Genomic DNA, 22,806 nt, shown 5'->3' on the forward strand with positions numbered 1-22,806 from the left:
GTCCTATAAAGTAGACAAAAAACCAAATCAGGGACAGGCGCGGGCAGCATGAATCAACCAGCACCCACTCTGGCTGCGACAGGGGAGAAACCGGCCAGCGGTCAACAGGGCAAGCCGTCCAGCGGCAACGCGTGGCGGCTTCGCCGTTCGTGGCCATGTCTGCTGAAACGGCTCGCACTGCTGGGCCTGTTGGCCGCTGGCAGCGTCTGCATGACTGCGCACGCCCAGCCGCCAGGCGCACCTGCCAAGCTGTTGACCGTCGGCGTCTATCAGAATCCCCCCAAGATCTTCTTCGACGGCGAAGGGACGGCCAGCGGCCTGCACATCGACCTGATCCGGCTCATTGCCGAGCGCGAGCACTGGCAATTGCGCTTCGCCCCCTGTGAGTGGCAGGCCTGCCTGAAGCAGCTTGAGGAGGGCCGGATCGACCTGCTGCCCGACGTGGCCTGGACCGAGCAGCGCGAAAAGGTCTTCCAGTTCCCTTCCATACCGGCGCTCTACAGCTGGTCCATCCTTTATCGCAGCCGCTCGGTGGCGATCAATTCCGTCTTCGATCTCAAGGACAAGCGGATCGGCCTGCTCGAAAACTCGGTGCAGGCCAGTTATTTCCGCAACCTGATCGACAACTCCGGCATCAAGGTCCACCTGGTCATGCTGCCCAACGTCGAGAGCGGTTTCCGGATGGCGGCGGCGGGCGAGCTCGATGGCATCGTTGCCAGCCAGCAAGCGGGCGACATGCTGGCCGATCGTTATCATCTGGCCGATACCAGCATCGTGTTCCAGCCGGTCAAGCTGTTCTTTGCCAGTGGCAAGCAAGAGGACCCGGAAGTGCTGGCCGCGATCGACCGCGCGCTCAGCCAATGGCAGGCCGATCCTGATTCCGTGTATTTCCAGATCCTGCGCAAGTGGGGGCGCGGCAATACCAGCCTGCCCGCCCATGTCTGGTGGCTGCTGTGCGGCGCGCTGGCCTTGCTGCTGTGTGCCCTGCTGATTGCGGCCTACCTGCGGCGCGAAGTGGCACGCCGTACGGCACGGCTGCAGCAGAGCGAGACCTCGCTGCGCATCGCGGCGGCGGCCTTTCATTCGTCCGAGGCGATCTGGGTGCTCGATGCCGGGCGCAACGTGCTCGATGCCAATGCCGCCTTCATCGCCCTGACCGGCTACCAGCTGCACGAGCTGCCTGCGGAGGGGATGCCGCCCTGCCAGCGCGAGCAAGACCAGGAGGATTTTCGCGCCCGGCTATGGACGCTGGTCCAGCGCAACGGCAAATGGCAGGGAGAGGTGCGGGTCTGGCGCAAGAACGGCGAAACCTTCTGCGCCATGCTGACCCTGACCGCCGTGGCCGATCCGGCCGGACACATCACGCACTACGTCGGCACCCAGATCGACATCAGCGACCAGAAGCGCCTGCAGGACGAAACCCGGCAACTGGCCTTCTATGATCCGCTCACCGGCCTGCCCAACCGCCGCCTGCTGCTCGACCAGATCGCCGCCGCCAGCTATCTCGGCCAGCCCTCAGCGCTGTTCTTCATCGACATCGACAATTTCAAGGATCTCAACGATGCCCTCGGGCATTCCATCGGCGACCGGCTGCTCTGCCAGATCGCCACACGCCTGCAGGAACTGGCTGGCGGGGCCCTGGTCGCCCGCCTGGGCGGTGATGAATTCGTGATCCTGCAGCAGCAGCCCCTGGCCTCGCCAGCCCTCATCGAAGAGAGCGCCTGCGGATTCGCACAGCGCATCGTGGCGGCCATGGAGCAGCGCTTCGACCTGGACGGGCTCAGTCATTTCGCGACCTGCTCGGTCGGCATCGCCCTCATGCACGGACAAGGGGCCAGCGTCGAAGACCTGTTGCGCCAGGGCGACCTGGCGATGTATGCGGCCAAGCAGAAGGGGCGCAATACCAGCTGCCTGTTTGACCAGGCGATGGAACATGCGCTGCATTTCCGCACCGGTCTGGAAAGCGACCTGCGGCGCGCCATCGGCAGCAGCGAATTCCTGCTGCACTATCAGCCGCAGCGCGACCAGGCCGGCAACCTGATCGGCGTGGAAGCGCTGGCGCGCTGGAACAGTCCTTTCCGTGGCAGCGTCTCGCCGGCCATCTTCATTCCGGTGGCCGAAGCCTCGGGATTGATCCTGCCGCTGGGTCACTGGGTGTTCCAGCAGGCATGCCGGCAGTCGGTGCGCTGGAACCGCGAAGGCCGGCGGGTACCGGTGGTCATTGCCGTCAACGTCAGTGCTGTCCAGGTGCGCCAGCCGGACTTCGTGAAGTGCATCCTGGAGACCCTGCAAGCGACCGGAGCCGATCCCTGCCACCTCAAGCTGGAGCTGACCGAGTCAGCCATGGTCGAGGATGTACAGGCCACCATCGAAAAGATGATGGAACTCAAGCAGCACGGCCTGGCCCTGTCGCTGGACGATTTCGGGACCGGATATTCGTCGTTGTCGCTGCTCAAGCGGCTGCCGATCGACCAGCTCAAGATCGATCAGTCCTTCGTGCGCGAATTGCTGTTCGCGCCCAGCGACGTGGCCATCGCCAAGAGCATCATCACCCTGGCTGATGCGCTGGGGCTGGAAGTCATTGCCGAGGGCGTGGAAACCCGCGAGCAGCAGCAGTTCCTGGCGGCGCTGGGGTGTACGCGCTATCAGGGCTACCTGTTCGGCAGGCCGGTGCCTGCGGAACAGTTTGATGACGTGATATGAGGGATGGGTTGCCGGCTCGAATGAACGCTTGAATGAACGCCCGAATTCAAGCGCGAATTCAGGTGTGAATTCAGGCTTGATTTCACCCCTGAATTCGCGCGTGTTGCCTCATTCAATGGGTGGCGCGACGCTCCGCCATGGTCAGGTATTCCGCATGCAGGTGCGCTGCTTCCAGCACCTTGCGGCATTTGGCGCGCTCTGCCGGCAAGGCCGCCAGTTCATGCTGCAGCAGCTGTTCGATAATCTCGGCGGCCTCCATCGGTTCGGTCCCCGCCGTCTGCATGGCCAGCAGGCAGTTGCGGACCGTGGCGCGCACCAGCTCGGCGATCGGTTCATCCTGTTCCGACATCTCACACAGCCGCACGATGATGCCCAGATGACGCCGCGCGATGCTCATGGCATTGGTACACATGTCTCCCTCCTTGTTATGCAAACCAAGATAGGACGTGGCCATCCACACCGCCATCAGGCGTTTCCTGATTTCAACATCGACAAGCAGCGCGCATTCCCGGGCGATGAAAAGCCTGCCTTGCGTAATCTGCCGCCATGATTTTTTCATCGTGCCGCCTGTCACCCTAAACAAGAACACGTCTCATTCGTCAACCAGAGAACGGGCCCTTCGGTTCGTGCCAGCACCGCTGGCGATCCCTCTTTGCGACCACGCTCCTGACCATGACGACAAGAAAAACCTGCCGCACTTCCCCGCACGCCCGCGCTCTCCTGCCCTCTCCCGTGGCCCGTCCCCGCCTGATGGTGCAGGCGCTGCGCCTGGCCTTGCTGGGCCTGCCCGCCGCCGCCCCCGCCTGGGCGCAGACCACCACCGATGCCACGCTACCCCAGGTCACCGTCACCGCCGGCCAGGAAGAACAGGCCACCGGCCCGGTCCACGGTTTCGTCGCCAAGCGCAGCGCCACCGCGACCAAGACTGATACCCCCATCACCGAAACTCCGCAATCGATCTCGGTCGTCACGGCCGACCAGATCGCCACCCAGCAGGCGCGTTCCGTCTCGGAGGCACTGGGCTACAGCAGCGGCATCCAGGTCTCCAATGGTGCCTTCGCCATTTCCGAAACGGCCTCGCTGCTGCGCGGCTTCCCCATCAACAATGGTGGCTCGCTCTATCGCGACGGCACGCTCACCGCCTCCAACGCCAGCTACAGCCGCTACGCGCCGGAACCCTACGGACTGGAACGCATCGAGCTGCTGCATGGACCGGCTTCGGTGATGTTCGGACAGAACGCGCCGGGCGGTCTGATCAACGTGGTCTCCAAGAAACCGACCACCACCACCCTGCGTGAACTGCAGCTGCAGGCCGGCAGTTTTGATCGCAAGCAGGTGGCCGGCGACTTCGGTGGCGCGCTCGATGAAGGCGGGGTCTGGTCCTATCGCATCACCGGACTGGCACGCGACGCCGGGACCCAGGTCGATGGCACCGTCGATCGCCGCCTGTTCCTGGCACCGGCCATCACCTGGCGTCCGTCCGACCGCACCGAATGGACCGGGCGCTTCGAATACCAGCGCAGCGAAGGCCTGTCCAACAACGTCTTCCCCGCCAGCGGCACGGTCACGGCCAATCCCAACGGGCAGATCCCGACCAGCACGGCTGTGGGCCGCAGCGCCGACAACAGTGAGCGCTACGAGAACTGGTCGCTCAGCTCGCAGTTTTCGCATCAGTTCAACGAGGTGTGGAGCTTCCGCCAGAACCTGCGCTATACGGATTACAACGGCACCCGCAACAGCATGCGCTTCGCTGCCTTCTATCCGGCCACGCAGTCGGCGACCGCCGCCCTGCAGCGCTGGCGACTGGGTACCGAGTCCGATACCTTCACCGCCGACAACCAGCTGCAGGCCGACTTCAGCGCCGGTGCCGTGCAGCACAAGGTGTTGATGGGTGTGGACTTCCATCACACCGCAGGCACGGTACGCGGTTATGTCAGTCCCAATACGCTGGCCGGTTATGTGCTCTCCAATCTTTACACGACCAGCTACGGCAATCTGCCCGCCGTATCCGAGAACTACAATCTGCGCACCGTGGATGACCAACTGGGCTTCTATCTGCAGGACCAGCTGAAGATCGCCGAACGCTGGTTTGTCTCCGCCGGCATCCGCCACGACCGCTCGCAACAGACCGTCAGCAATGCCATCGCGCGCACCCGGACCGAGCGCAGCGACCGCGCCAACACGCGCAACCTGGGGCTGGTGCATGAGTTGGCCAATGGCGTCTCGCCCTACCTGAGCTACACCGAATCCTTCACGCCCACCACCGGCACCAGTTTCGGCGGCGACATGCTCAAGCCGGAACGTGCCAAGCAATATGAAGCCGGGGTGAAATACGCACCCGTCAATACCAATGCGCTCTTCACGCTGGCGGTATTCGACTTGCGTCGCCAGAACGTGGCGACCACCGACCTGGTCCATGCCGGCTACTCGGTGCAGACCGGTGCGGCCCGCTCCAAGGGCGTGGAGCTGGAAGGCAAGCTGTCCCTCACCGAGGGCCTGAGCCTGACCTCCAGCTACAGCTATACCAACGCCAAGGTCACCAGCAACAATGCCACCAGCAGCAGCACCAACACCGAGGGCAAGGCCTTGCCCGGCGCGGCCAGACACAATGCAGGCGTGCTGGCGGACTATGCCTTCCAGCGCGGCGCGCTGGCCGGTGCGCATGTGTCGGCAGGCGTGCGCTACATCGGGCGTTCCTACGGCAATGCGCTCAACACCTTCGAGGTGCCTTCGGTCACGCTGCTGGACTTCGGCGCGCGCCTGGACCTGGGCCGCATCAATGCGGACTGGCGCAACTTCGAGCTGGCCTTCAAGCTGAACAACGTGACTGATCGCGTCTACGCCTTCTGCTCGGAACTCTGCGAGTATGGCGCGCGCCGCACCGGCCTCGTGCAGCTGACCACGCGATGGTAAGCACGCTGTCCGCCTGGCTGTGTCGCCGTGCGCCACGCCGCCACCACCTGGTCCTGCTGCATCGCTGGACCGGGCTGGCCATCGCCTTCTTCCTGCTGGTGGCCTGCCTCACCGGCAGCCTCCTGAGTTTCGAAGAGGAGCTCGATACCTGGCTGGCACCCGAGCTGCACCTGGCGCAGCCGGGGCCCGGCCAGGCGGCCACTGCGATGCTCGATCCTTACCAGTTGCGCGCACGGGTGGAACGGGCGCTGGGACCGCAGGCACAGGTGAACCAGTTGATCCTGCATCCGCAACCGGGACGCACGGTTCGCTTCATCGCGGAACCGGCGCTGGATCCGGCCAGCGGCAAGCCCTATCGGCTCAGCTATGACGAGGTCTTCGCCAATCCCTACGATGGCACAGTCCAGGGCGTGCGGGACCGCAACGCGATCAGCCTGCGGCCCGCGCAACTGATGCCCTTCCTGTTCAAGGTGCATCATTCGATGGCCCTGCCGCGCGTGCCGGGCGCACTGTTGATGGGCATCGTGGCGCTGCTGTGGACCCTCGACTGCTTCGTCGGCATGATCCTCACCTGGCCGCGCGCGCGGCCCTTCCTGGTGAAATGGAAACCGGCCTGGCTCATCAAGTGGCAGGCCGGTTTCTATCGCGTCAATCTCGATCTGCATCGTGCCTGCGGCCTGTGGCTATGGGTGATGTTGTTGCTGATCGCATGGTCCAGCGTGATGTTCAACCTGCGCGACCAGATCTATCTGCCGGTGATGTCGCAGATCCTGCCCTTCGATACCAGCTGGCGCGGCCGCCCGCCACTGGCCAGGCCGCTGGCGCAGCCGCCGCTGGAATGGCCGCAAGCCCATGCCATGGCACGTGCGGCCATGGCGCGCTTCGCGCAGGAACGCGGCCTGACCGTCGACTTCGAGGAAAAACTGAGTATGGATCGTCGCAGGGGCTTGTATGCATACATGGTCCACAGCAATGCAGACATCCGCAGCGACGCCGGCAATACCGGCTTGCTGATCGACCCCGCCACCGGCGATATACGCGGCCACTGGCTGCCGCAGGGCGACCGCAGCGGCAATACCTTCAGCAACTGGATCGGCGCACTGCACATGGGCCAGGTGTTCGGCCTGCCATGGCGTATCTTCCTGGCCGTGCTGGGCGTGCTGGTGAGCGTGCTCACCGTGACCGGCATCGTCATCTGGTGGAAGAAACGCGCAGCGCGCGCTCCACGTCCGGTCAGGGCGGCGGTGTCAGCGCGAGGCACTGGCGGCAGCTTGCCTGGGCATCGCGGATCAGGAAATTGACCAGCGTGACCGAGATGCCCAGTTCGCTTGCGATCTCGCGCTGGCTCAGTCCGGTCAGGCGATACAGCTCGAAGGCCCGCCGGGTACGGGCAGGCAAGCCGTCCAGCGCCTGGCTCACCAGTGCCAGGGTCTGGCGGCCAATGGCGATGGCCTCGGGACCCTGCGCTTCTTCGTGGATGTCTTCGCCGGCTTCTTCCTCGGCAAAGACATCGCTTTCAAAACGGCAGCGGCGATGACGATCGATCGCCAGGTTGCGCACGATGCGCATCAGGTAGGCCTGCGGCTGGCGGATGGCGCAGTTTTCCTGTTCTTGCACTTCACGGATCTTGAGATAGGCATCCTGCACCACGTCATCGGCGCGATGCGGACATCCCAGAATGCGCTGGGCCGCCTCGCGCAAGCGCTGGCGCTGGCCGATGAAGTGCTGTTGCAGGCCGGTGGGGGTGGCGGCGGTGGCGTGATGCATGCGTCCGGGTCTCCTCGTGAAGTGCTACCAGCGATAGCGGGCACTGAGCACGGCGGTGCGCTCCTCGGCCCAGAAACAGGTCAGCGTCGGCTCGGCCAGGCAGGACGTGCTGCGGCGATTGGCCAGGTTGCTGACGTTGAGGGCATAGCGCCAATGGCCCTGGTCCAGGCGCAACATCGCGTCGAGCAGCACCGTGGCGGCGTTGCGCACGCTGTTGTCGGCATTGGCGTAACTGGCCCCCGTATAGCGCGCGCCGGCACCCATGCCCAGGCCGGGCAAGTCCTCGCCCGGCGTGTAGTCCAGCCACAGGCTGGCGGCATGGCGCGGCACCAGCATCGGCGTCTTGCCGACCAACGCCGGATCGGCATGGGCCGTATTGATGGCCTGCGTCCAGGTGTAGGCCGCCAGCAGGTTCAGTCCAGGTGACAGCGCACCGCGCGCTTCCAGTTCCAGGCCGCGCGAGCGTACCTGGCTCTGGTCGACCGAGAAATTGGCGTTCTGCGGATCGCTGGTGAGAACGTGATCCTTGCTGGTCTGGAACAGCGCAGCGGTGTAGAGCGCCCGCCCCGCCTCGGGCTGGAACTTGATGCCGGCTTCGATCTGACGTCCGTGGCTGGGGGAAAATGGCCGGCCCGCTACGTCCTGCCCAGGCTGCGGCAGGAAGGATGTGCTCACGCTCAGATACGGCACCAGCGACGGCATCAGTTTCCACGACACACCGGCGCGATGACTGAGCGCATGGGCGCGCGTGTCGGTGCGCACTGCCGTGCTCAGGTTGCGGGTGGTGTCGGTGACGCGGTCGTAGCGGCTGCCCAGCGTCCAGACCAGTGCGCCGTCACGAATCTGGTCCTGCACGTAGAGCCCGGTCTGCTGCATGTCCTCCTGCAAGCGCGCGGCCAGTTGCGAGGCCATGGCGATGGGCAGGCCGTAGACCGGTGCGTCCAGGTCCAGACTGGGTGCGCTGCCGCGATAACGCTGCTCGTCCTGATGCAGGCGAGTCAGGTCCAGCCCCAGCACCACCACATGTTCGGCATCGCCCTGCTGCAACTGGCCTTGCAGGCGCGTATCGAGCTGGCTGCTTTGTAGTTGCGTGTCGTAGCGTGCCGCCATGCGGGTAAGCACGCTGCCACTGAGGCTGACCGGATTGAGGACCGAATACTGCGACCGCAAGCCGGCCTGGCGAAAGTCCTGCAGCAACTGCCAGTTTTCATTCAGGCGATGCGCCAGCTGCCAGCCCAGCGACCATTGCTCGCCGCGCTGGCGGTCGATGCCGGGATCGCCCACCAGCGTGTGGGTGAGGCTGCCGTCGGCATTGACGGCGGTCCAGCGGCTGCTGCCGTTGCGGTCCTTGAGGTAGTCGGCCAGCAAGGTGAGGCTGGTGTCGCTGCTCAGGCGCAGCTTGAGCGAGGGGGCCAGATACAGGCGGTCGTTCTCCACGGCGCGGCCATTGCCGTAACGGAACTGGGTATCGCTCTCACGCACCAGTGCCACGAGACGCGCCTTCGCCTGTCCGTCTTCATCCAGCGTGCCGCTGAGGTCGGCGGCCAGCTGGCGCGTGTTGAACGTTCCCGCCGACAGCATCAGTTCATCGAGCGACTCCGCGCCGGCCAGTTTGCTGATGCGATTGACCACGCCGCCCGGATCGGCCTGGCCGATGGTGGCCGAGGCCGCGCCGCGCAGTACTTCGACCCGCTCCAGTCCATAGGCTTCGGTGCGGAACATGCCGAAGCCCGCCACCAGCTGGCGCAGGCCGTTGAGGTAGTTGCTGGTGTTCTGCGCATTGATGAAGCCGCGCAGGTTGAAATAGTCGTAGCCACGCGGATCCACGCCATGGGTCTGGGTGTTGGCCCCCGGCAGGTAGCGCAGCGCGTCCATGACGCTGGCGGCTCCGCGTGCGTCCATTTCCTCACGCGTGACGACCGAGAGCGATTGCGGGATCTCCAGCAGCGGTGTGGCGGTGCGGGTTGCAGTCTGGCCGTGGGTGGCGGCGTAGTCTGGCTGCCCCTCGTGCATCGCCAGAGAGTCGGGACGGCCGATGATGACGACCTGTTTCAGGCGTTGGCCCTGCTCGGGGATGAGGTCATTGCCGGAGCGCGCCGGCCCCTGCCATTGCAGGCCATAGCCGCCGCCCGGGGTGCGCATGGCCCGCAGGCCAGATCCGGCCAGCAGCTGCGCGAGGGCATCTTCCACCGCCAGATCGGCGTCGAGGGCGGGGGCAGTTCGGCCCTGCACCATGTCCGGCGCATAGGAGAGCGTGATGCCGGCCAGACGCGCGAACCGGTTCAGGGCTTCGTCCAGCGGTCCGGCACCGAGCTGGTAATGGCGATGCACCGCCCTCGCCTCCTGCGCCCAGGCGAATCCGCCGAAGCGCGGCACGGCACAGGCCAGCAGCAGCCCGAGCACGAGGCAGGGGCGGCGCAGACGGTCAGCGTGCAGTCGCGGCGGGATGAAGGCGGGCATGGAAAATGACAAGAACATTCACTGGTTTCATGAGGTATGCCGAAGCAGGCCCCCAAAACCCGCAATCCCTGCCAGAAAATTCTTATCGGCTGTTTAGCGCCGTCACCCGGACCCAGAAGCGGGTACGCTGTTCGATGCGCACCGGCAGCGCTTGCGCCAGCGACTCCAGCGCTGCATCGCCATCGCGCAGCTGGAACACGCCCGACACCTTCAGGGATGCCACGGCGTCCTCGCAGACCAGCCATCCGTGGCGATAGCGTGCCATCTCGGCCAGTACATCACCCAGGCGCATGTCGCGCGCCACCAGCGAGCCATCGAGCCAGGCCGTGGGGTCCATGGCGGCCGCCGGAATGGCCTGCCGCCGCAGCTCGCCGCGCGTATCGATCTCCACCGTTTCGCCGGGGACGATCACGGTGCGCGTGCCCTGCCCCGGGTCCACGGCCACCCGCCCTTCCAGCACGCTCAGGCGGGTCACGCCCTCTTGCTGGCGCACGGCGAAGCGCGTACCCAGCGCCTGCAGGCGAGCCTGGGCCGTCTGGACCAGGAAGGGGCGATGGCGGGGCGAGAGTGCATCGCGCCCGGTATCGATGAAGATTTCGCCGTGTTCCAGCGCGATCAGGCGCTGCTCCCCATCGAACTGCAGGCGCACGGCCGTCGCGGTATTGAGGGCCAGTTGCGTGCCGTCGCCCAGGGTCACGCGGCGCTGGTCGCCGGTCCCGGTGGCGTAGCGCTGGCCGGCGAGGCTATCGAACAGCCCGGCCTGGCGTGCGGCCAGGCTGGCCAGGGCTACGCTGCCCAGGCCCAGAGCCACCCCGCCCAGCCAGCGACGACGCGACTGGCGGCGGCTGCGCGAGCGGTTCAGCGCCGAGAGCGGTTGCTGCCATTGCGCGGGCGCGACCGGCAAGGCCACCAGTCGCTGGAATTGGGCTTCTGATGCCATCAGCTCGGACCACACGCTTTCATGACGGCCATCTGCCGCGCGCCAGGCATCGATGCGGGCCTGCAAGGCGGGATCCGGCGCCACACCGGAGGGCTGCGCCCGCAGCTGAACCAGCCAGGCGATGGCTTGTTCCAGGACCGGATCAGGTGGGGCCGAAGGCATTGGATTGGCGGACATCAGCGTGAGAGGATGTGCTTCAGCTGGCTTGCCAGGCTTGCCGCATCAGATAGCAATGGCGGATGGCGGCCCCCATGTATTTTTCGACGCTGCTCAGCGAGACGCCCATGCGCCGGGCGATCTCGGCATAGCCCAGGTCGTCCAGCCGGGACATCAGGAAAGCCTCGCGCGGCTTGGCTCCCAGGCCTTCCAGCATGGCGTCGATGGTGGCCAGTGCCTCGACCAGCAGCATCCTGGCCTCGGGCGAGATCACTTCCGGTACCGGCAGATGGGCGATGGCCTCCAGGCAGGCGCGTTCGACCTCGTCGCGCCGGACCTTGTCCACCACCAGGCCCTGCGCGATGCGGGTCAGCCAGGCGCGCGGTTCGCGTACTTCAGCCAGCACTTGCGGCTTGCCCAGCACCCGCAGGAAGGTATCCTGGGCCAGATCGGCCGCATCGCTGCTGCTACCCAGCTTGCGTCGCAGCCACTGCTGCAGCCAGCCATGATGCTCGCGGTAGAGCGAGTCGATGCGCTGGGCGTCGGCGGGGTGCGGGACGGACATGAGGGAGCCGGCAGTCTCTAAATAATAATAATTCTCATTTTAGCGACGGATATGAAGTTTGACAACGGTGGGAAAGGTACGCTGCGTTGCGATGGATGTTTTAATGCTGTATAAATACATCATTATTCTCTGCATGATGCATTTATGCGCCATAAACCGGATTTCCTTACTGCGACAGTACACGACACGCTGACCCAGCTTGGACTGCGAATCCGGCGCGCGCGCAAAGCGCGCAAATTGTCGTTGTCGCAATTGGAGCAGATCACCCGCATCCACCGCTCGACCTTGGGCAGACTGGAGTTGGGTGACCCGGGCGTTTCCATTGGCGGCTTCCTCGCCGTACTGGAAGCCTTGCAAGAGCTATCGGATGTTGAATTGCTGGTCAACCGCCCGGAAACTCCGCGGCACTTGCGCGATGCGCCGTCGCCAATAGTCGATCAGGACTTCTGACATGCGGCAAACAGCCTGCACTGTCTTCGATTGCTCCAATCCGGACGCGCCCCGCCCGGTGGCCGGTTTCGCGCTCGACGCCAACGGCGACGGCAGGCTGGGCTACGGCAAGCACTACGTTGCACACCCTGACGCGTTCTCGCTCGACCCGGTTCACTTACCGCTCCAGACTGACTTGCATACAGTGCGCCGACGCCGTGATGGCTCCTTCGGCGTGCTCTCCGATGCCGGACCAAACGCCTGGGGTGTGCGCCTGACCGCCAGCATCAATCGCCAGTACGGCCGCCCACAGCCCGAGACGCCGGTAGACTGGTTCATCCACTGCTGGCATTTCGGATCGGGCTGCCTGGGATTCTCCGAACACCATTCGGTGGTACCCGTGCCCGGTAACCGGCCCGAGCCATTGTCGAGACTGGACGAGCGGCAGACCCATGCGATCGAGGCCCTGGCGGGTGACCCGGATAGCGAATTGGATGAGGAAGCACTGCGCCTGTTCTTTCCCGGTGCCAGCCTTGGCGGTGTCCGGCCAAAGACCGTGGTGCTGCATGAAGGCCGGGAGGCCATCGCCAAGTTCAGCCGCCTCGACGATCGATTCGACGTTCCGACGGTTGAATACGCCACACTGCGTCTGGCGCACCAGGCCGGCATCGACGTACCCGACTTTGAACTCGTGACATTGGGGAGCCGTTCTCTGCTTCTGCTGACCCGATTCGACCGCACGGACGATGGACGCCGTCTTCATTATCTCAGCGCCAACAGCCTCATCGACATCGACCAGGTAGACCCCGGGCTCCTTCGAACCCGTTACTCCTATGCCGGTATCGCCGAAGCCCTGCGTCCGCTGGACGATTATGCCGTGCGGGACGCTCACGCCTTGTTCCGCCGGATGGTCTTCAACATCCTGATCGGGAATGTTGATGACCACATGCGCAATCATGCTCTGCTGCGTGATACGCGTGGCCGCTATCGACTCTCTCCCGCCTTCGACCTGCTTCCGCATCTGGATGCCGCCTATCTGCCGCAATCCATCGGCGTGGGGGACCATGGTGCTGCCAGCACGACGATCAACGCCCTGTCGCAATCCCGCCGTTTCCTTCTCACGCCGGAAGAAGCACGGACGATCATCGAGGAGGTGCGATCTTGTGTTGCGGGCTGGCGCACGCTCTTCGCGGAGTGCGGGGTAAGCCGTACCGATCTTCAGCTGCTGGGGACCTGCATCGATGCCGGCCGTTGAACGCGTCCATGCTCTGCGCCGCGCGCTCCGGAACGTAATGTGCGTGCCCTGACCAGTCCAAATGGACTAGTTTCATTCCCGGCAAGCCCCGTTAGAATGCCGCTGGTAGATGAGTCACCCTGGAGGGGGGAAAAGATCGGCCCGCATAGCGCGGCGTCGGCAGCTCGGGGGGGACTCATCTGCTTTCTTCTCGTGGCATCCTCTGCCGCGCCTGCCTGAGTTCCATCCCAGCCTCGTTGTTTCCCTGCCCGGCGCTTCTTCCGCCGACCCTCCAACAGACTGACCATCTTGCGGCTGCCCGACAAGGCAACCGCCACCTCGCCATGCTGCAGCGTGGCGGCCCCGTGATGAGAACGCGCAGGCGCGGATTCTCGCCCGGCGGAAGAGGCCGGGAACGGCTGCCACAGCGTGCTGTAGCAGCCGACCAGAAAAAAATTCTGTGCGGTTTGAGTGGCCTTTTTTGCATCAAGCTCCCGCACCCGCGCCCGTATTCTGGACCCACTGGCCCCCGCGCAGCCATTCGTGGCCAGGTCCCCCACTCTCATCGTCATTCCCTTTTTTCTGGAGCAAGACATGCCTCTGAAGGATTTCAAGGTACTCACGTTTGACGTCGTCGGCACTCTCATCGATTTCGAAGGCGGCATGCTCGCGTACCTGCGCAAGGCCGCTCCCGACTGCAAGATCTCGGACGAGGATTTCCTGGCCGCCTATCGCGCCGCGCGCAGCGATGGCAACACCGGCTGGTATCCGGATGACCTCGAGCGCTGCTGGCATGTCATCGCCCCGGGCCTGGGTCTGCCCGACACCCCGGAACTGGCGCGCGGCCTGCGCGATTCGGTGGCCGACTGGCCGGCCTTTGCCGATTCGGTCGAGGCGCTGCAACGCCTGCGCAAGCATTACAAGCTGGTCACCATGACCAATGCGCAAACCTGGGCCCTGCAACACTTCGCCCGCACCCTTGGCGAACCGTTTGACCTGCTGCTGAGCTGCGACGACGCCCTCTGCGAGAAACCCGACCCGCAATATTTCGCCTACGCCCGCGGCCGCTTCGAAGGCGCATGGGGCTATCGCCAGGCCGACAACCTGCATGTGGCGCAAAGCCAGTATCACGACATCGGCGTCTCCAAGCGCCTGGGCATCACCACCTGCTGGATCGAGCGCCGTCACGGCAAGTCCAGCTCGGGCGGCACCATCGCCTCCGAGCACACCGTCCCCGATTACCACTTCCACACGCTGGCGCAACTGGCCGATGCGGTAGAAGCGGGGCAATAAGCTTCACCCTCACAGCGGACCGCAGAGTCCGCATTCACCGGCACGCAGCGCCGTGCCGGCTTGCATCAGTGCATCCGAGTCCAGGCGGGCCGCCATCGCCCCGCCGGTCTTCTCACGCCTCAACAACACAGGGAGCTGCACCATGGACCACAACAGCAAGAACAAACTCGACCTGCTCGGCGCCAGCGACACCGCTGGCCTGATGGATTGCCTCAAGCGCGGTGCCAGCCGGCGCGACATTCTCAAAATGCTGCTGGCCGGGGGCATGCAAGCCACGCTGGCGGGCGGTCTTGCCACCAGCGCCGCCAGTGCCTACGCCCAGACCCCGCGCCGCGGCGGCAAGCTGCGCGTGGGCGGCGACACGGCATCGGTCAGCGACACGCTCGATCCCGCCAAGCAATCCAACAAGACCGATTACTCGCGCGGCACCATGCTCTACAACGGCCTGACCGCGCTGGATGCCAGCCTCACGCCGCAACCGGCGCTGGCCGAATCCTTCATCAGCAAGGATGCCAGGGTGTGGGTGTTCAAGCTGCGCCGGGGTGTCAGCTTCCACGACGGCAAGCCGCTTACGCCGGCCGACGTGGTGTTCTCGCTGATGCGCCACAAGGATCCGGCCACCGCCTCCAAGGCCAAGACCCTGGCCGACCAGATCGAGAGCGTCAAGGAAACCGGCCCCGATGAAGTGACCGTCACGCTGACCGCGCCGAATGCCGACCTGCCGGTCATCGTCGGCACCTTCCACTTCCACATCGTGAAGGCCGGGACCACCGACTTCAGCGCCGGCATCGGTACCGGTCCCTACAAGCTCAAGGAATTCACTCCCGGCATCCGCTCGGTGGTGGTACGCAACGACAATTACTGGAAACCCGGCAAGCCCTACCTGGACGAGATTGAGTTCGTCGGCATCGGCGACGAGAATGCGCGCGTCAACGCCCTGCTCTCGGGCGGACTCGATCTGGTGGCCAACCTCAATCCGCGTTCCATCGAGCGCATCAAGGGCAGTGCCGGCTTTGCGGTACTGGAAACGCCATCCGGCGCCTATACCGACCTGATCCTGCGCAAGGATGTGGGCCCCGGCAGCAACCCCGATTTCGTGCTGGCCATGAAGTACCTGATGGACCGTGAGGTCATGCGCAAGAACATTGCGCGCGGCCATGCGGTGCTGGGCAATGACCAGCCGATCGATCCGACCAACCCCTTCTACCTCGCCGGCCTGCCGCAGCGCCAGATGGATCTGGACAAGGCCAAATACCACCTGCAGAAGTCCGGCGTGACCGGCAAGATACCGCTGGTCTGTTCGGCGGCGGCCATGTGTTCGGTGGACATCGCCACGGTGCTGCAGCAGACCGCACAGCGCGTCGGACTGGACCTGGAACTCAAGCGCATGCCACCGGAAGGCTACTGGTCTAACCAATGGCTCAGCAATCCGGTCGGCTTCGGCAACGTCAACCCGCGCCCCAGTGCCGACGTGCTGCTCACCCAGTTCTTCCAGTCACAGGCGGCGTGGAACGAGTCGCGCTTCAAGAGCGAGAAGTTCGACCAGCTGCTCACGGCCGCGCGGGCCGAGATCGATGTCGGCAAGCGCAAACAGATGTATGGAGACATGCAAACCATCATCCATGAGGAAGCCGGGATCGGCATCCCCATGTTCCTCGCCCTGCTGGATGGCTACAGCAGCAAGGTCAAGGGACTCTCGCCGATTCCGCTGGGCGGCATGATGGGCTACTCCTTTGCCGAGCATGTATGGCTCGATTCATGATTTGATCCATACAAGCTGGAGGGCTTGTCCGACGGCGGCCTGGCTCACTTTTCCGCAGTCACTCGCGCTTTTGCCTTAGACTCTGGCACCATCCGATGGCCGGATGCATTGAAGGAGGCATGGCAAGCGATGCGAATTCTGCTGGTGGAAGATGACGCCATGATTGGCGAGGAAGTCCGCGCGGCCCTGCGGGAGGCCAGCTACGCGGCGGACTGGGTGCGCGACGGCAACGCCGCGCATGCTGCCCTGGACCAGCAGGACTACGACGCCGTCCTGCTGGATCTGGGCCTGCCCGGTGCCGATGGCTTGTCGGTACTGCGCCAGATGCGCCGGCACGCCACCACGCCGGTACTGATCCTGACCGCCCGCGATGGCGTGCAGGACCGCATCGACGGACTCGACAGCGGTGCCGACGACTACATCCTCAAGCCTTTTGCCATGGGCGAATTGCTGGCGCGCCTGCGCGCGGTGATGCGGCGCAAGTCGGGGGCGGCTACGGTGGTGCTGGACAATGGCGAACTGTCTATGGATCTGGCCGACAAGACCGCCCGCTGGCAAGGCCAGGCGCCGGTGACGCTGTCGGCCCGCGAATTCGCCCTGCTGCAGGCACTCATGCATCGCCCTGGCGCGATCCTGTCGCGCAGCGAACTGGAAGAACGGATTTATGGCTGGGGCGAGGAAGTGGAAAGCAATGCGGTCGAATTCCTGATCCATGCATTGCGCAAGAAACTGGATCGTACGGCCATCAGGAATGTGCGTGGCATGGGCTGGATGGTGGCGCGCGGAGCAAGCGCTTCATGACACCCCTGCAACGCTCCCTGCAAGCACGGCTGTCGCTGGCGCTGACGCTGGCCATACTGGCGGTGGCCCTGTGTGCCGGGGCCTTCGGCTTCCTCAGCGCCTATCGCGATTCGATCCGGCAGCAGGACGACCTGTTGCTGCAGGTGGGCACACTCATCGCCCGCCTGGGCGGCACCCTGCCCGAGGATGGCGCGGTGGGCAGCTACCCCGGTGCCGATCATGAATCGCGCATCAGCGTGCAATGGCTGCCCGAGCCGGGCCAGTCCCCATCGGCGGTTGCCGCCTTGCCGCTGCCCTCGGGCCTGCGGGACGGCTTCCAGACGGCCGTCATGTTTCATGAGAATTTCCGCGTCTATGTCCAGCCGCTTCCTTCCGGCCGCCGCATCGCGCTGGCGCAGGAAACCGATGTGCGCGATGGCATTGCATCGCGCAGTGCCTGGCGCGCAGTGATTCCCGTCCTGCTTCTGGTACCGGTGCTGCTGCTGGCACTCCGGCGCATCATGCGCACGCTCTTCGCGCCGCTGGCCCAACTGCGCCGCGAGATCGACCAGCGGCGCGATGATCAGCTCGATCCCTTGGCCACCCAAGGCCTGCCCACTGAAATCAGCCCCTTCGTCGACGCCATCAATCGCCTGCTGGCGCGCGTACAAGAGGCGATGACGGCACAGCGCCGCTTCGTGGCCGATGCCGCGCACGAATTGCGCACGCCCCTGGCCGCACTCTCGCTGCAGGCAGAAGGACTGCAGCAGAGCGAGCTTTCCGATACCGCCCGCGCACGCTTGCAGCGTCTGGAACAAGGACTGGAGCGCGCGCGCATGCTGGTCACCCAAATGCTCGCCCTGGCCCGCGCCCAGGATCAAACGGCAGCCTCGCCGCGCACACGGCTGCTGCTGCGCGAGGCCGTGCGGCCGATGCTGGAGGACCTGCTGCCGCTGGCTCAGCAAAAGGACATCGACCTTGGCGTGGACGGACCGCTGACGGCCGAGGTGGACAGCAATCCGGTAGAACTCGGCTTGCTGCTGAGCAACCTGATCGACAACGCGATCCGCTATACGCCGGCGGGCGGCTGCATCAGCCTGGCGCTCGCCGCAGCGGCTCAGACGCCGCCGGGGCGCGTGCGTCTCGAGATCACCGACAATGGTCCCGGCATTCCGGCCAGCGAGCGCGAGCGCGTGTTCCAGCCCTTCCATCGACTCGATCCCGCAGCCGCTCCCGGTGCTGGCCTGGGGCTGGCCATCGTGCAGTCGGTGGCGGCGCGGCTGGATATCATGATCGGGCTGGCGGCAACGGATGAGAAATCACAGACCGGATTGCGCGTGATCCTGGATATTCCTGCGCCGGGGCAGGCCTGAGTCAGGTTTGGTCAGCAGTTTCTTGCACGAGGCTAATGCTGAACTAAGTTTCCTGACTTACCATGCAGGCTCATTTTTCCAATGGGAACCCAGATGAACAAAACCAATAATGCCCTCGGGCAAGGCACCCGCTACCACCCCCTCTACGCCGCCCTGCACTGGCTGATGTTCATCCTGTTCGTGGTGGCGCTGGCCACCATCGAATACCGCGACGACATCCCCAAGGGCGACCCGCTGCGCGACCTGCTGCGCACGGTGCACATGCATGCCGGTCAACTGGTCCTGATGTTCGTCGTGGTGCGCCTGATCGCCCGCAAGCTGCTGGGCGTGCCGCCCGAACTGCCGCTGCCGCGCCTGCAGCAGCTGGGCGCGAGCGCCGTGCATCTGCTGCTGTATGCCGTGATGATCGGCCTGCCCATCACCGGCATCCTGTTCACCCAGGCCGGTGGCCGCGATGTGGTGTTCTTCGGCATGACGCTGCCGGTGATTCTGGCCAAGGACATGGCCGTGCGCGGTCCCATCAAGGAAGTGCATGAATTCATGGGCAATGCGGTGTATTTCCTGGTCGGGCTGCATGTGCTGGGTGCGCTGTGGCACCAGTTGTTTGATCGCATGCCCATCCTGCAGCGCATGTCCTTGCGCTCGCCACGCAAGTAAGCGGATTTGCCACCCGCGCAGCGAATGCTGCGCCGCCTTCGTCGACCACGCCATCCGGACATTTCGGGTGGCGTTTTTTGTTGTGAAAGGCCGGTTTGTGAAATCCATCAAAAACCTGACAGAGGCCGCGCCAGCGGTCTTTGCGGAAGATCAAACGGCTTCCGATCAGCGTATCGATGTGGTCACAGTGCAAGGTTTAAATGGGGCAGGTTTCACTCTCGGAATAACGATCCGGACCCATCATGACAACACTTCACCGCCCCCTTCTTCCCCTGATTTTTCTCTTGCTCGCCACGCTGATGCTCTGCTCACCGCTGGCCAGTGCTGCACCGGCCGTCGCCATGCCGACGAGCGCGGCCAACCTGAGCGACGATCTTCCTTCCGACTTCAGCGACGCGCTCGATGCCAGTACCCGCGAGCAAATTCTGCGCGGCCGCTATGTCGCCCGGCTGGGCGACTGTGTGGCCTGCCATACGCAAGACAAGCGCAAGCCGATGGCTGGCGGCCTGGCGCTGGAGACGCCGTTCGGCAAGCTGTATTCCACCAACATCACGCCAGATCGCCAGACCGGAATCGGGCAATACAGCTTCGCCCAATTCGATCGCGTCATGCGTGAGGGCGTAACGGCGGACGGCCGCCATCTTTATCCCGCGATGCCCTACCCGTCCTACGCCAAAATGAGCGAAGAGGACATGCGCGCGCTCTATGTCTACCTGATGCAGGCGGTCACGCCGCTGGCGCTACCCAACCGGCCGCTGGAGATGTCCTTCCCCTTCAACCAGCGCTGGGGGATGGCGCTATGGAACATGGCCTTCCTGCAAGCCGGTCCATTCCGGCCCGATCCTGCACAGTCGGCCCAATGGAATCGTGGAGCCTACATCGTGCAGGGGCCGGGGCACTGCGGGGCCTGCCATACACCGCGGGGTATCGGCATGCAGGAAAAAGCCATGAGTGAATCCGGCAGCAATGGTCCGCTGTTCCTCTCCGGCGAGACGGTAGAGAACTGGCGCGCGCTCGACCTTCGCGGCCGCTGGCAGCCCGCGGATGTGGCCGGGCTGCTGCGCACCGGCAGCAACCGCTTCGGTACGGTGGCAGGCAACATGGTCGACGTGGTCCAGCACAGCACGCAATACATGAGCGACGAGGATCTGCTGGCCATCGGCACGTATCTGGCCAGCCTGCCCTCGCCGGCGCGCCAGCGCCCGCCGCAGGCCACCGCCGCACCCGTCGCCGCTGCCATCCCGGCCGACCTCTACCTCTCGCGCGGCGGGCTGGGTTACGTGCAGTTCTGTGCCACCTGCCATCGTAGCGACGGCAACGGGGTGCAGGGGCTGTTCCCGCCGCTGGCGGGCAATCCGACCCTGCAAAGCAATGAGCCCGCCTCGCTGATCCACATCATGCTCACCGGTTGGCGTGCGGCGCGCACCCATGCCCAGCCCAAGGCAATGAGCATGCCGGCGTTTTCCGTGTTGAGCGATGGCGAGATTGCCGAGATTCTCAACTTTGCGCGGACCAGCTGGGGCGGCCGTCAACAGGCGGATATCAGCGAGCGCCAGGTCGCACGGCTGCGTGCCGAACTGGGCGCGCAGCCGGCAAATACGGTGGGGCCGCGCTTCGAAGCGCCGCGCCTGGCTGACATGCTGAAAGAAAAAAATGCCGCACAGCTCATTCTTGGTGCCCGCCTCAATATCGAGACCGGCCGACTGCTGCCGCAGCACGTCGGCAACGGACTGAACTGCGCCAGTTGCCATCTCAATGCGGGCACCGTCGGCGGCGGGTCGCCCTATGTGGGCGTGTCGGCCGCCTTCCCGAGTTACGCGGCACGGGCCGGGCGTGTCATCACGCTGGAAGATCGCATCAATGGCTGCTTCCCCCGCTCCATGAATGGCAAGCCCCTGCCGCCGGGATCGCAGGACATGCAGGCCATGCTGGCCTACATCGAGTGGATGCGCCGTGACGCGCAGCCCGGTGAAAAAGTACCGGGACGCGGCATCGGCAAGATCGATCAGAAACTCAAGCCCGATCCGGTCAATGGCGAACGCATCTACCACGCGCAGTGTGCCGCCTGCCATGGCGCGCAGGGCGAAGGCATCCGCAGCCCGTCCGGCCAGTGGGTCTACCCGGCGCTGTGGGGCGCGCAGTCCTTCAACATCGGTGCCGGCATGGCGCGCACTTATACCGCTGCTGCCTTCGTCAAGCGCAACATGCCGATCGCCCTGCATGACCGTTTCCCGCTGGGCCAGGGCGGGCTGTCGGACCAGGAAGCGGTGGATGTGGCGGAGTTCTTCACGCATCAGCCGCGTCCCGACTTCGCACCCAAGACCAGGGACTGGCCGCGGGACAATAAACCGGCCGATGCGCGTTACTGAGGTGCCGCCACGCGATCCGGGAAGTGCAGCCGGCAGGCTGCCCCCATGCCATCGCCGCGATTGCTCAGGGTAATGCTGGCGCCATAGCCGTCCAGCACGGCACGCACGATGGCCAGTCCCAGTCCGGCACCGCTGGTCTGCCCCTGCTGCGAGGCGCGACCGCGATAGAAGCGCTCGAACAGTTGCGGCTGGTCGCCACTGGCGATGCCGGGGCCGCGATCGAGCACTTCCAGCGTGGCCCCGCCACCCTCGGCAAACACGCGGATCTCCACCGCCGAATCAGGCGCGGAAAACTTGATGGCGTTGTCCAGCAGATTGTTCAACACCAGCAAGGCAGCGCGCTCGCCCACGCTGGCGTGGACCGCCTCCGGTGCGTGCAGCTCAAGCCGGATGCGGCGCGCAGCGGCCGTGGCTTGCCATTTGGCGATGGCCTCGCGCATCACCGCATCCAGCGCAATGCGCTCGGGTTGGCGGCTTTCCTGCCCGGCATCCAGGCGCGCCAGTTGCAACAGCTCTTCCACCATGCTGGTGAGACCGACCACTTCTTCCAGGCAGGATTGCAGGGTGGCCACCTGCTCCTGCACCGAACGGGGCCGCCGCAGCGACAGCTCGATCTCGGTGCGCAGGCGCGACAGCGGCGAGCGGATCTCATGGGCGGCATTGGCGGTGAAGTTGCGCTGCAGTTCAAAGGCGCGCTGCAGCCGTGCCAGCATGGAATTGAGCGTGTCCACCAGATGCCCGATCTCGTCATCGCTGCCCGGATGCGCGAGCCGCTCGCCCAGGCTGGCATCGCTGATGCGGCGCGCCTGCGCGGCGATGCGCTCGACCGTGCCGAACAGGCGGCCGGTGAGAATCGCCCCCGCCGCCGCCAGCGCCAGCAGCAGCGCCACGGCCAGGCCGCCGAACAGCAAGGCGGCTGATTCGACGATATGGTCCGCATCGTCCAGCGACCCGGCCACCAGCACCGCATACCTGCGCTCGCCCAGCCGGACCGGGACCGCCGCCATGCGCAAGGGTTCTTCGCTGGCCTTGGGCAGGGTTTCAAAGACGGTCTGCCCGCGCTCCAGGCGCTTGAGCAGGCCGGCCGAGACCGGCAGGGTTCCCGCACCCAGGTTGTTGCTGCGCGCGAGCACCTGCCCGTCGGCATCGATGATCTGTACCAGCCGGTCCAGCCGCACCAGCGAAGGCGGCGCCGTACCGGGGCGCGGTTCGTGGACGTGGATGGCATCGGGCGCACCTTCCGCCAGCAGACCCGCCTCGGTCTCGCCCAATGCCAGCAGCGCCGCATCGAGCTGGCCCAGCACGGATTGCGAGAGCAGCCACCAGCCCGCTGCCGCCGCACACGTCACGATCAGCACTACGGCCAGCATATGCACCAGCAGCAGCCGTTTGCGAAAACCCATGC

17 protein-coding genes are annotated in these 22,806 nt (G+C 65.1%); 11 read left to right on the forward strand and 6 right to left on the reverse strand.

Going from position 1 to position 22,806, the window contains the following annotated elements:
• The first annotated feature begins 48 nt into the window (after positions 1 to 48).
• Complete coding sequence (locus tag J2X56_RS03535; protein WP_310158260.1) at positions 49 to 2,703, forward strand: EAL domain-containing protein; 2,655 nt, start codon at positions 49 to 51, stop codon at positions 2,701 to 2,703.
• A 112-nt stretch (positions 2,704 to 2,815) separates the two neighbouring features.
• On the opposite strand, the gene J2X56_RS03540 is transcribed toward J2X56_RS03535, so the two are convergent.
• The gene (locus tag J2X56_RS03540) at positions 2,816 to 3,115 is read right to left on the reverse strand and encodes a hypothetical protein (RefSeq protein WP_039785778.1); all 300 of its coding nucleotides are present in this window, start codon (positions 3,113 to 3,115) and stop codon (positions 2,816 to 2,818) included.
• Positions 3,116 to 3,375: 260 nt separating this feature from the next.
• Between J2X56_RS03540 and J2X56_RS03545 the strand changes: the two genes are divergently transcribed.
• Both J2X56_RS03545 and J2X56_RS03550 read left to right on the forward strand, forming a co-directional pair.
• Positions 3,376 to 5,616, forward strand: a complete 2,241-nt coding sequence (locus tag J2X56_RS03545) for a TonB-dependent siderophore receptor (RefSeq protein WP_310158262.1) — start codon at positions 3,376 to 3,378, stop codon at positions 5,614 to 5,616.
• On the forward strand, positions 5,610 to 6,917 hold the full coding sequence (locus J2X56_RS03550) for a PepSY domain-containing protein (RefSeq protein WP_121045522.1): 1,308 nt from the start codon (positions 5,610 to 5,612) through the stop codon (positions 6,915 to 6,917). The genes J2X56_RS03545 and J2X56_RS03550 overlap by 7 nt, the downstream gene beginning before the upstream one ends.
• On the opposite strand, the gene J2X56_RS03555 is transcribed toward J2X56_RS03550, so the two are convergent.
• From J2X56_RS03555 to J2X56_RS03570, 4 genes are all read right to left on the reverse strand, one after another.
• Entirely contained in the window at positions 6,850 to 7,383 is a 534-nt protein-coding gene (locus J2X56_RS03555; protein WP_121045524.1) for an RNA polymerase factor sigma-70, read from the reverse strand. The two genes, J2X56_RS03550 and J2X56_RS03555, sit on opposite strands and share 68 nt — an antisense overlap.
• Positions 7,384 to 7,407: 24 nt before the next feature.
• Positions 7,408 to 9,861, reverse strand: a complete 2,454-nt coding sequence (locus tag J2X56_RS03560) for a TonB-dependent siderophore receptor (RefSeq protein WP_121045525.1) — start codon at positions 9,859 to 9,861, stop codon at positions 7,408 to 7,410.
• 64 nt (positions 9,862 to 9,925) lie between these two features.
• Complete coding sequence (locus tag J2X56_RS03565; protein WP_310158265.1) at positions 9,926 to 10,960, reverse strand: FecR family protein; 1,035 nt, start codon at positions 10,958 to 10,960, stop codon at positions 9,926 to 9,928.
• A gap of 19 nt (positions 10,961 to 10,979) precedes the next feature.
• Positions 10,980 to 11,504 carry a sigma-70 family RNA polymerase sigma factor gene (locus tag J2X56_RS03570; protein ID WP_310158267.1) on the reverse strand — a complete coding sequence of 175 codons (525 nt, stop codon included), beginning with the start codon at positions 11,502 to 11,504 and terminating at the stop codon, positions 10,980 to 10,982.
• Between the two features lie 144 nt (positions 11,505 to 11,648).
• Here J2X56_RS03570 and J2X56_RS03575 point away from each other — a divergent pair, with 144 nt between their 5' ends.
• The 8 genes from J2X56_RS03575 (at position 11,649) to J2X56_RS03610 (ending at position 21,401) form a co-directional block, all read left to right on the forward strand.
• Positions 11,649 to 11,954: a helix-turn-helix domain-containing protein gene (locus J2X56_RS03575; RefSeq protein ID WP_310158269.1), complete on the forward strand. Its 306-nt coding sequence runs from the start codon at positions 11,649 to 11,651 to the stop codon at positions 11,952 to 11,954.
• Between the two features lies 1 nt (position 11,955).
• Positions 11,956 to 13,188: a HipA domain-containing protein gene (locus tag J2X56_RS03580; RefSeq protein ID WP_310158271.1), complete on the forward strand. Its 1,233-nt coding sequence runs from the start codon at positions 11,956 to 11,958 to the stop codon at positions 13,186 to 13,188.
• 573 nt (positions 13,189 to 13,761) lie between these two features.
• Positions 13,762 to 14,460 (forward strand): HAD-IA family hydrolase, encoded by a 699-nt coding sequence (locus tag J2X56_RS03585; protein ID WP_310158272.1) that lies wholly within the window; start codon positions 13,762 to 13,764, stop codon positions 14,458 to 14,460.
• A gap of 142 nt (positions 14,461 to 14,602) precedes the next feature.
• On the forward strand, positions 14,603 to 16,222 hold the full coding sequence (locus J2X56_RS03590; protein ID WP_310158274.1) for an ABC transporter substrate-binding protein: 1,620 nt from the start codon (positions 14,603 to 14,605) through the stop codon (positions 16,220 to 16,222).
• Between the two features lie 129 nt (positions 16,223 to 16,351).
• Entirely contained in the window at positions 16,352 to 17,023 is a 672-nt protein-coding gene (locus tag J2X56_RS03595) for a response regulator transcription factor (protein ID WP_310158276.1), read from the forward strand.
• Positions 17,020 to 18,375 (forward strand): ATP-binding protein, encoded by a 1,356-nt coding sequence (locus J2X56_RS03600; RefSeq protein ID WP_310158278.1) that lies wholly within the window; start codon positions 17,020 to 17,022, stop codon positions 18,373 to 18,375. Before J2X56_RS03595 ends, J2X56_RS03600 begins: the two co-directional genes overlap by 4 nt.
• 93 nt (positions 18,376 to 18,468) lie before the next feature.
• Positions 18,469 to 19,032, forward strand: a complete 564-nt coding sequence (locus J2X56_RS03605) for a cytochrome b (protein ID WP_204726414.1) — start codon at positions 18,469 to 18,471, stop codon at positions 19,030 to 19,032.
• A 341-nt stretch (positions 19,033 to 19,373) separates the two neighbouring features.
• A complete protein-coding gene (locus J2X56_RS03610) occupies positions 19,374 to 21,401 on the forward strand; it encodes a c-type cytochrome (protein ID WP_310159346.1) in 2,028 nt (675 codons plus the stop codon).
• Here J2X56_RS03610 and J2X56_RS03615 read toward each other — a convergent pair.
• Complete coding sequence (locus tag J2X56_RS03615) at positions 21,395 to 22,804, reverse strand: sensor histidine kinase (protein WP_409025209.1); 1,410 nt, start codon at positions 22,802 to 22,804, stop codon at positions 21,395 to 21,397. The genes J2X56_RS03610 and J2X56_RS03615 overlap by 7 nt on opposite strands.
• Positions 22,805 to 22,806 lie beyond the last annotated feature (2 nt).

The organism is Herbaspirillum sp. 1173, assembly GCF_031455335.1.
In the GTDB taxonomy this organism is placed as follows: domain Bacteria; phylum Pseudomonadota; class Gammaproteobacteria; order Burkholderiales; family Burkholderiaceae_D; genus Herbaspirillum; species Herbaspirillum huttiense.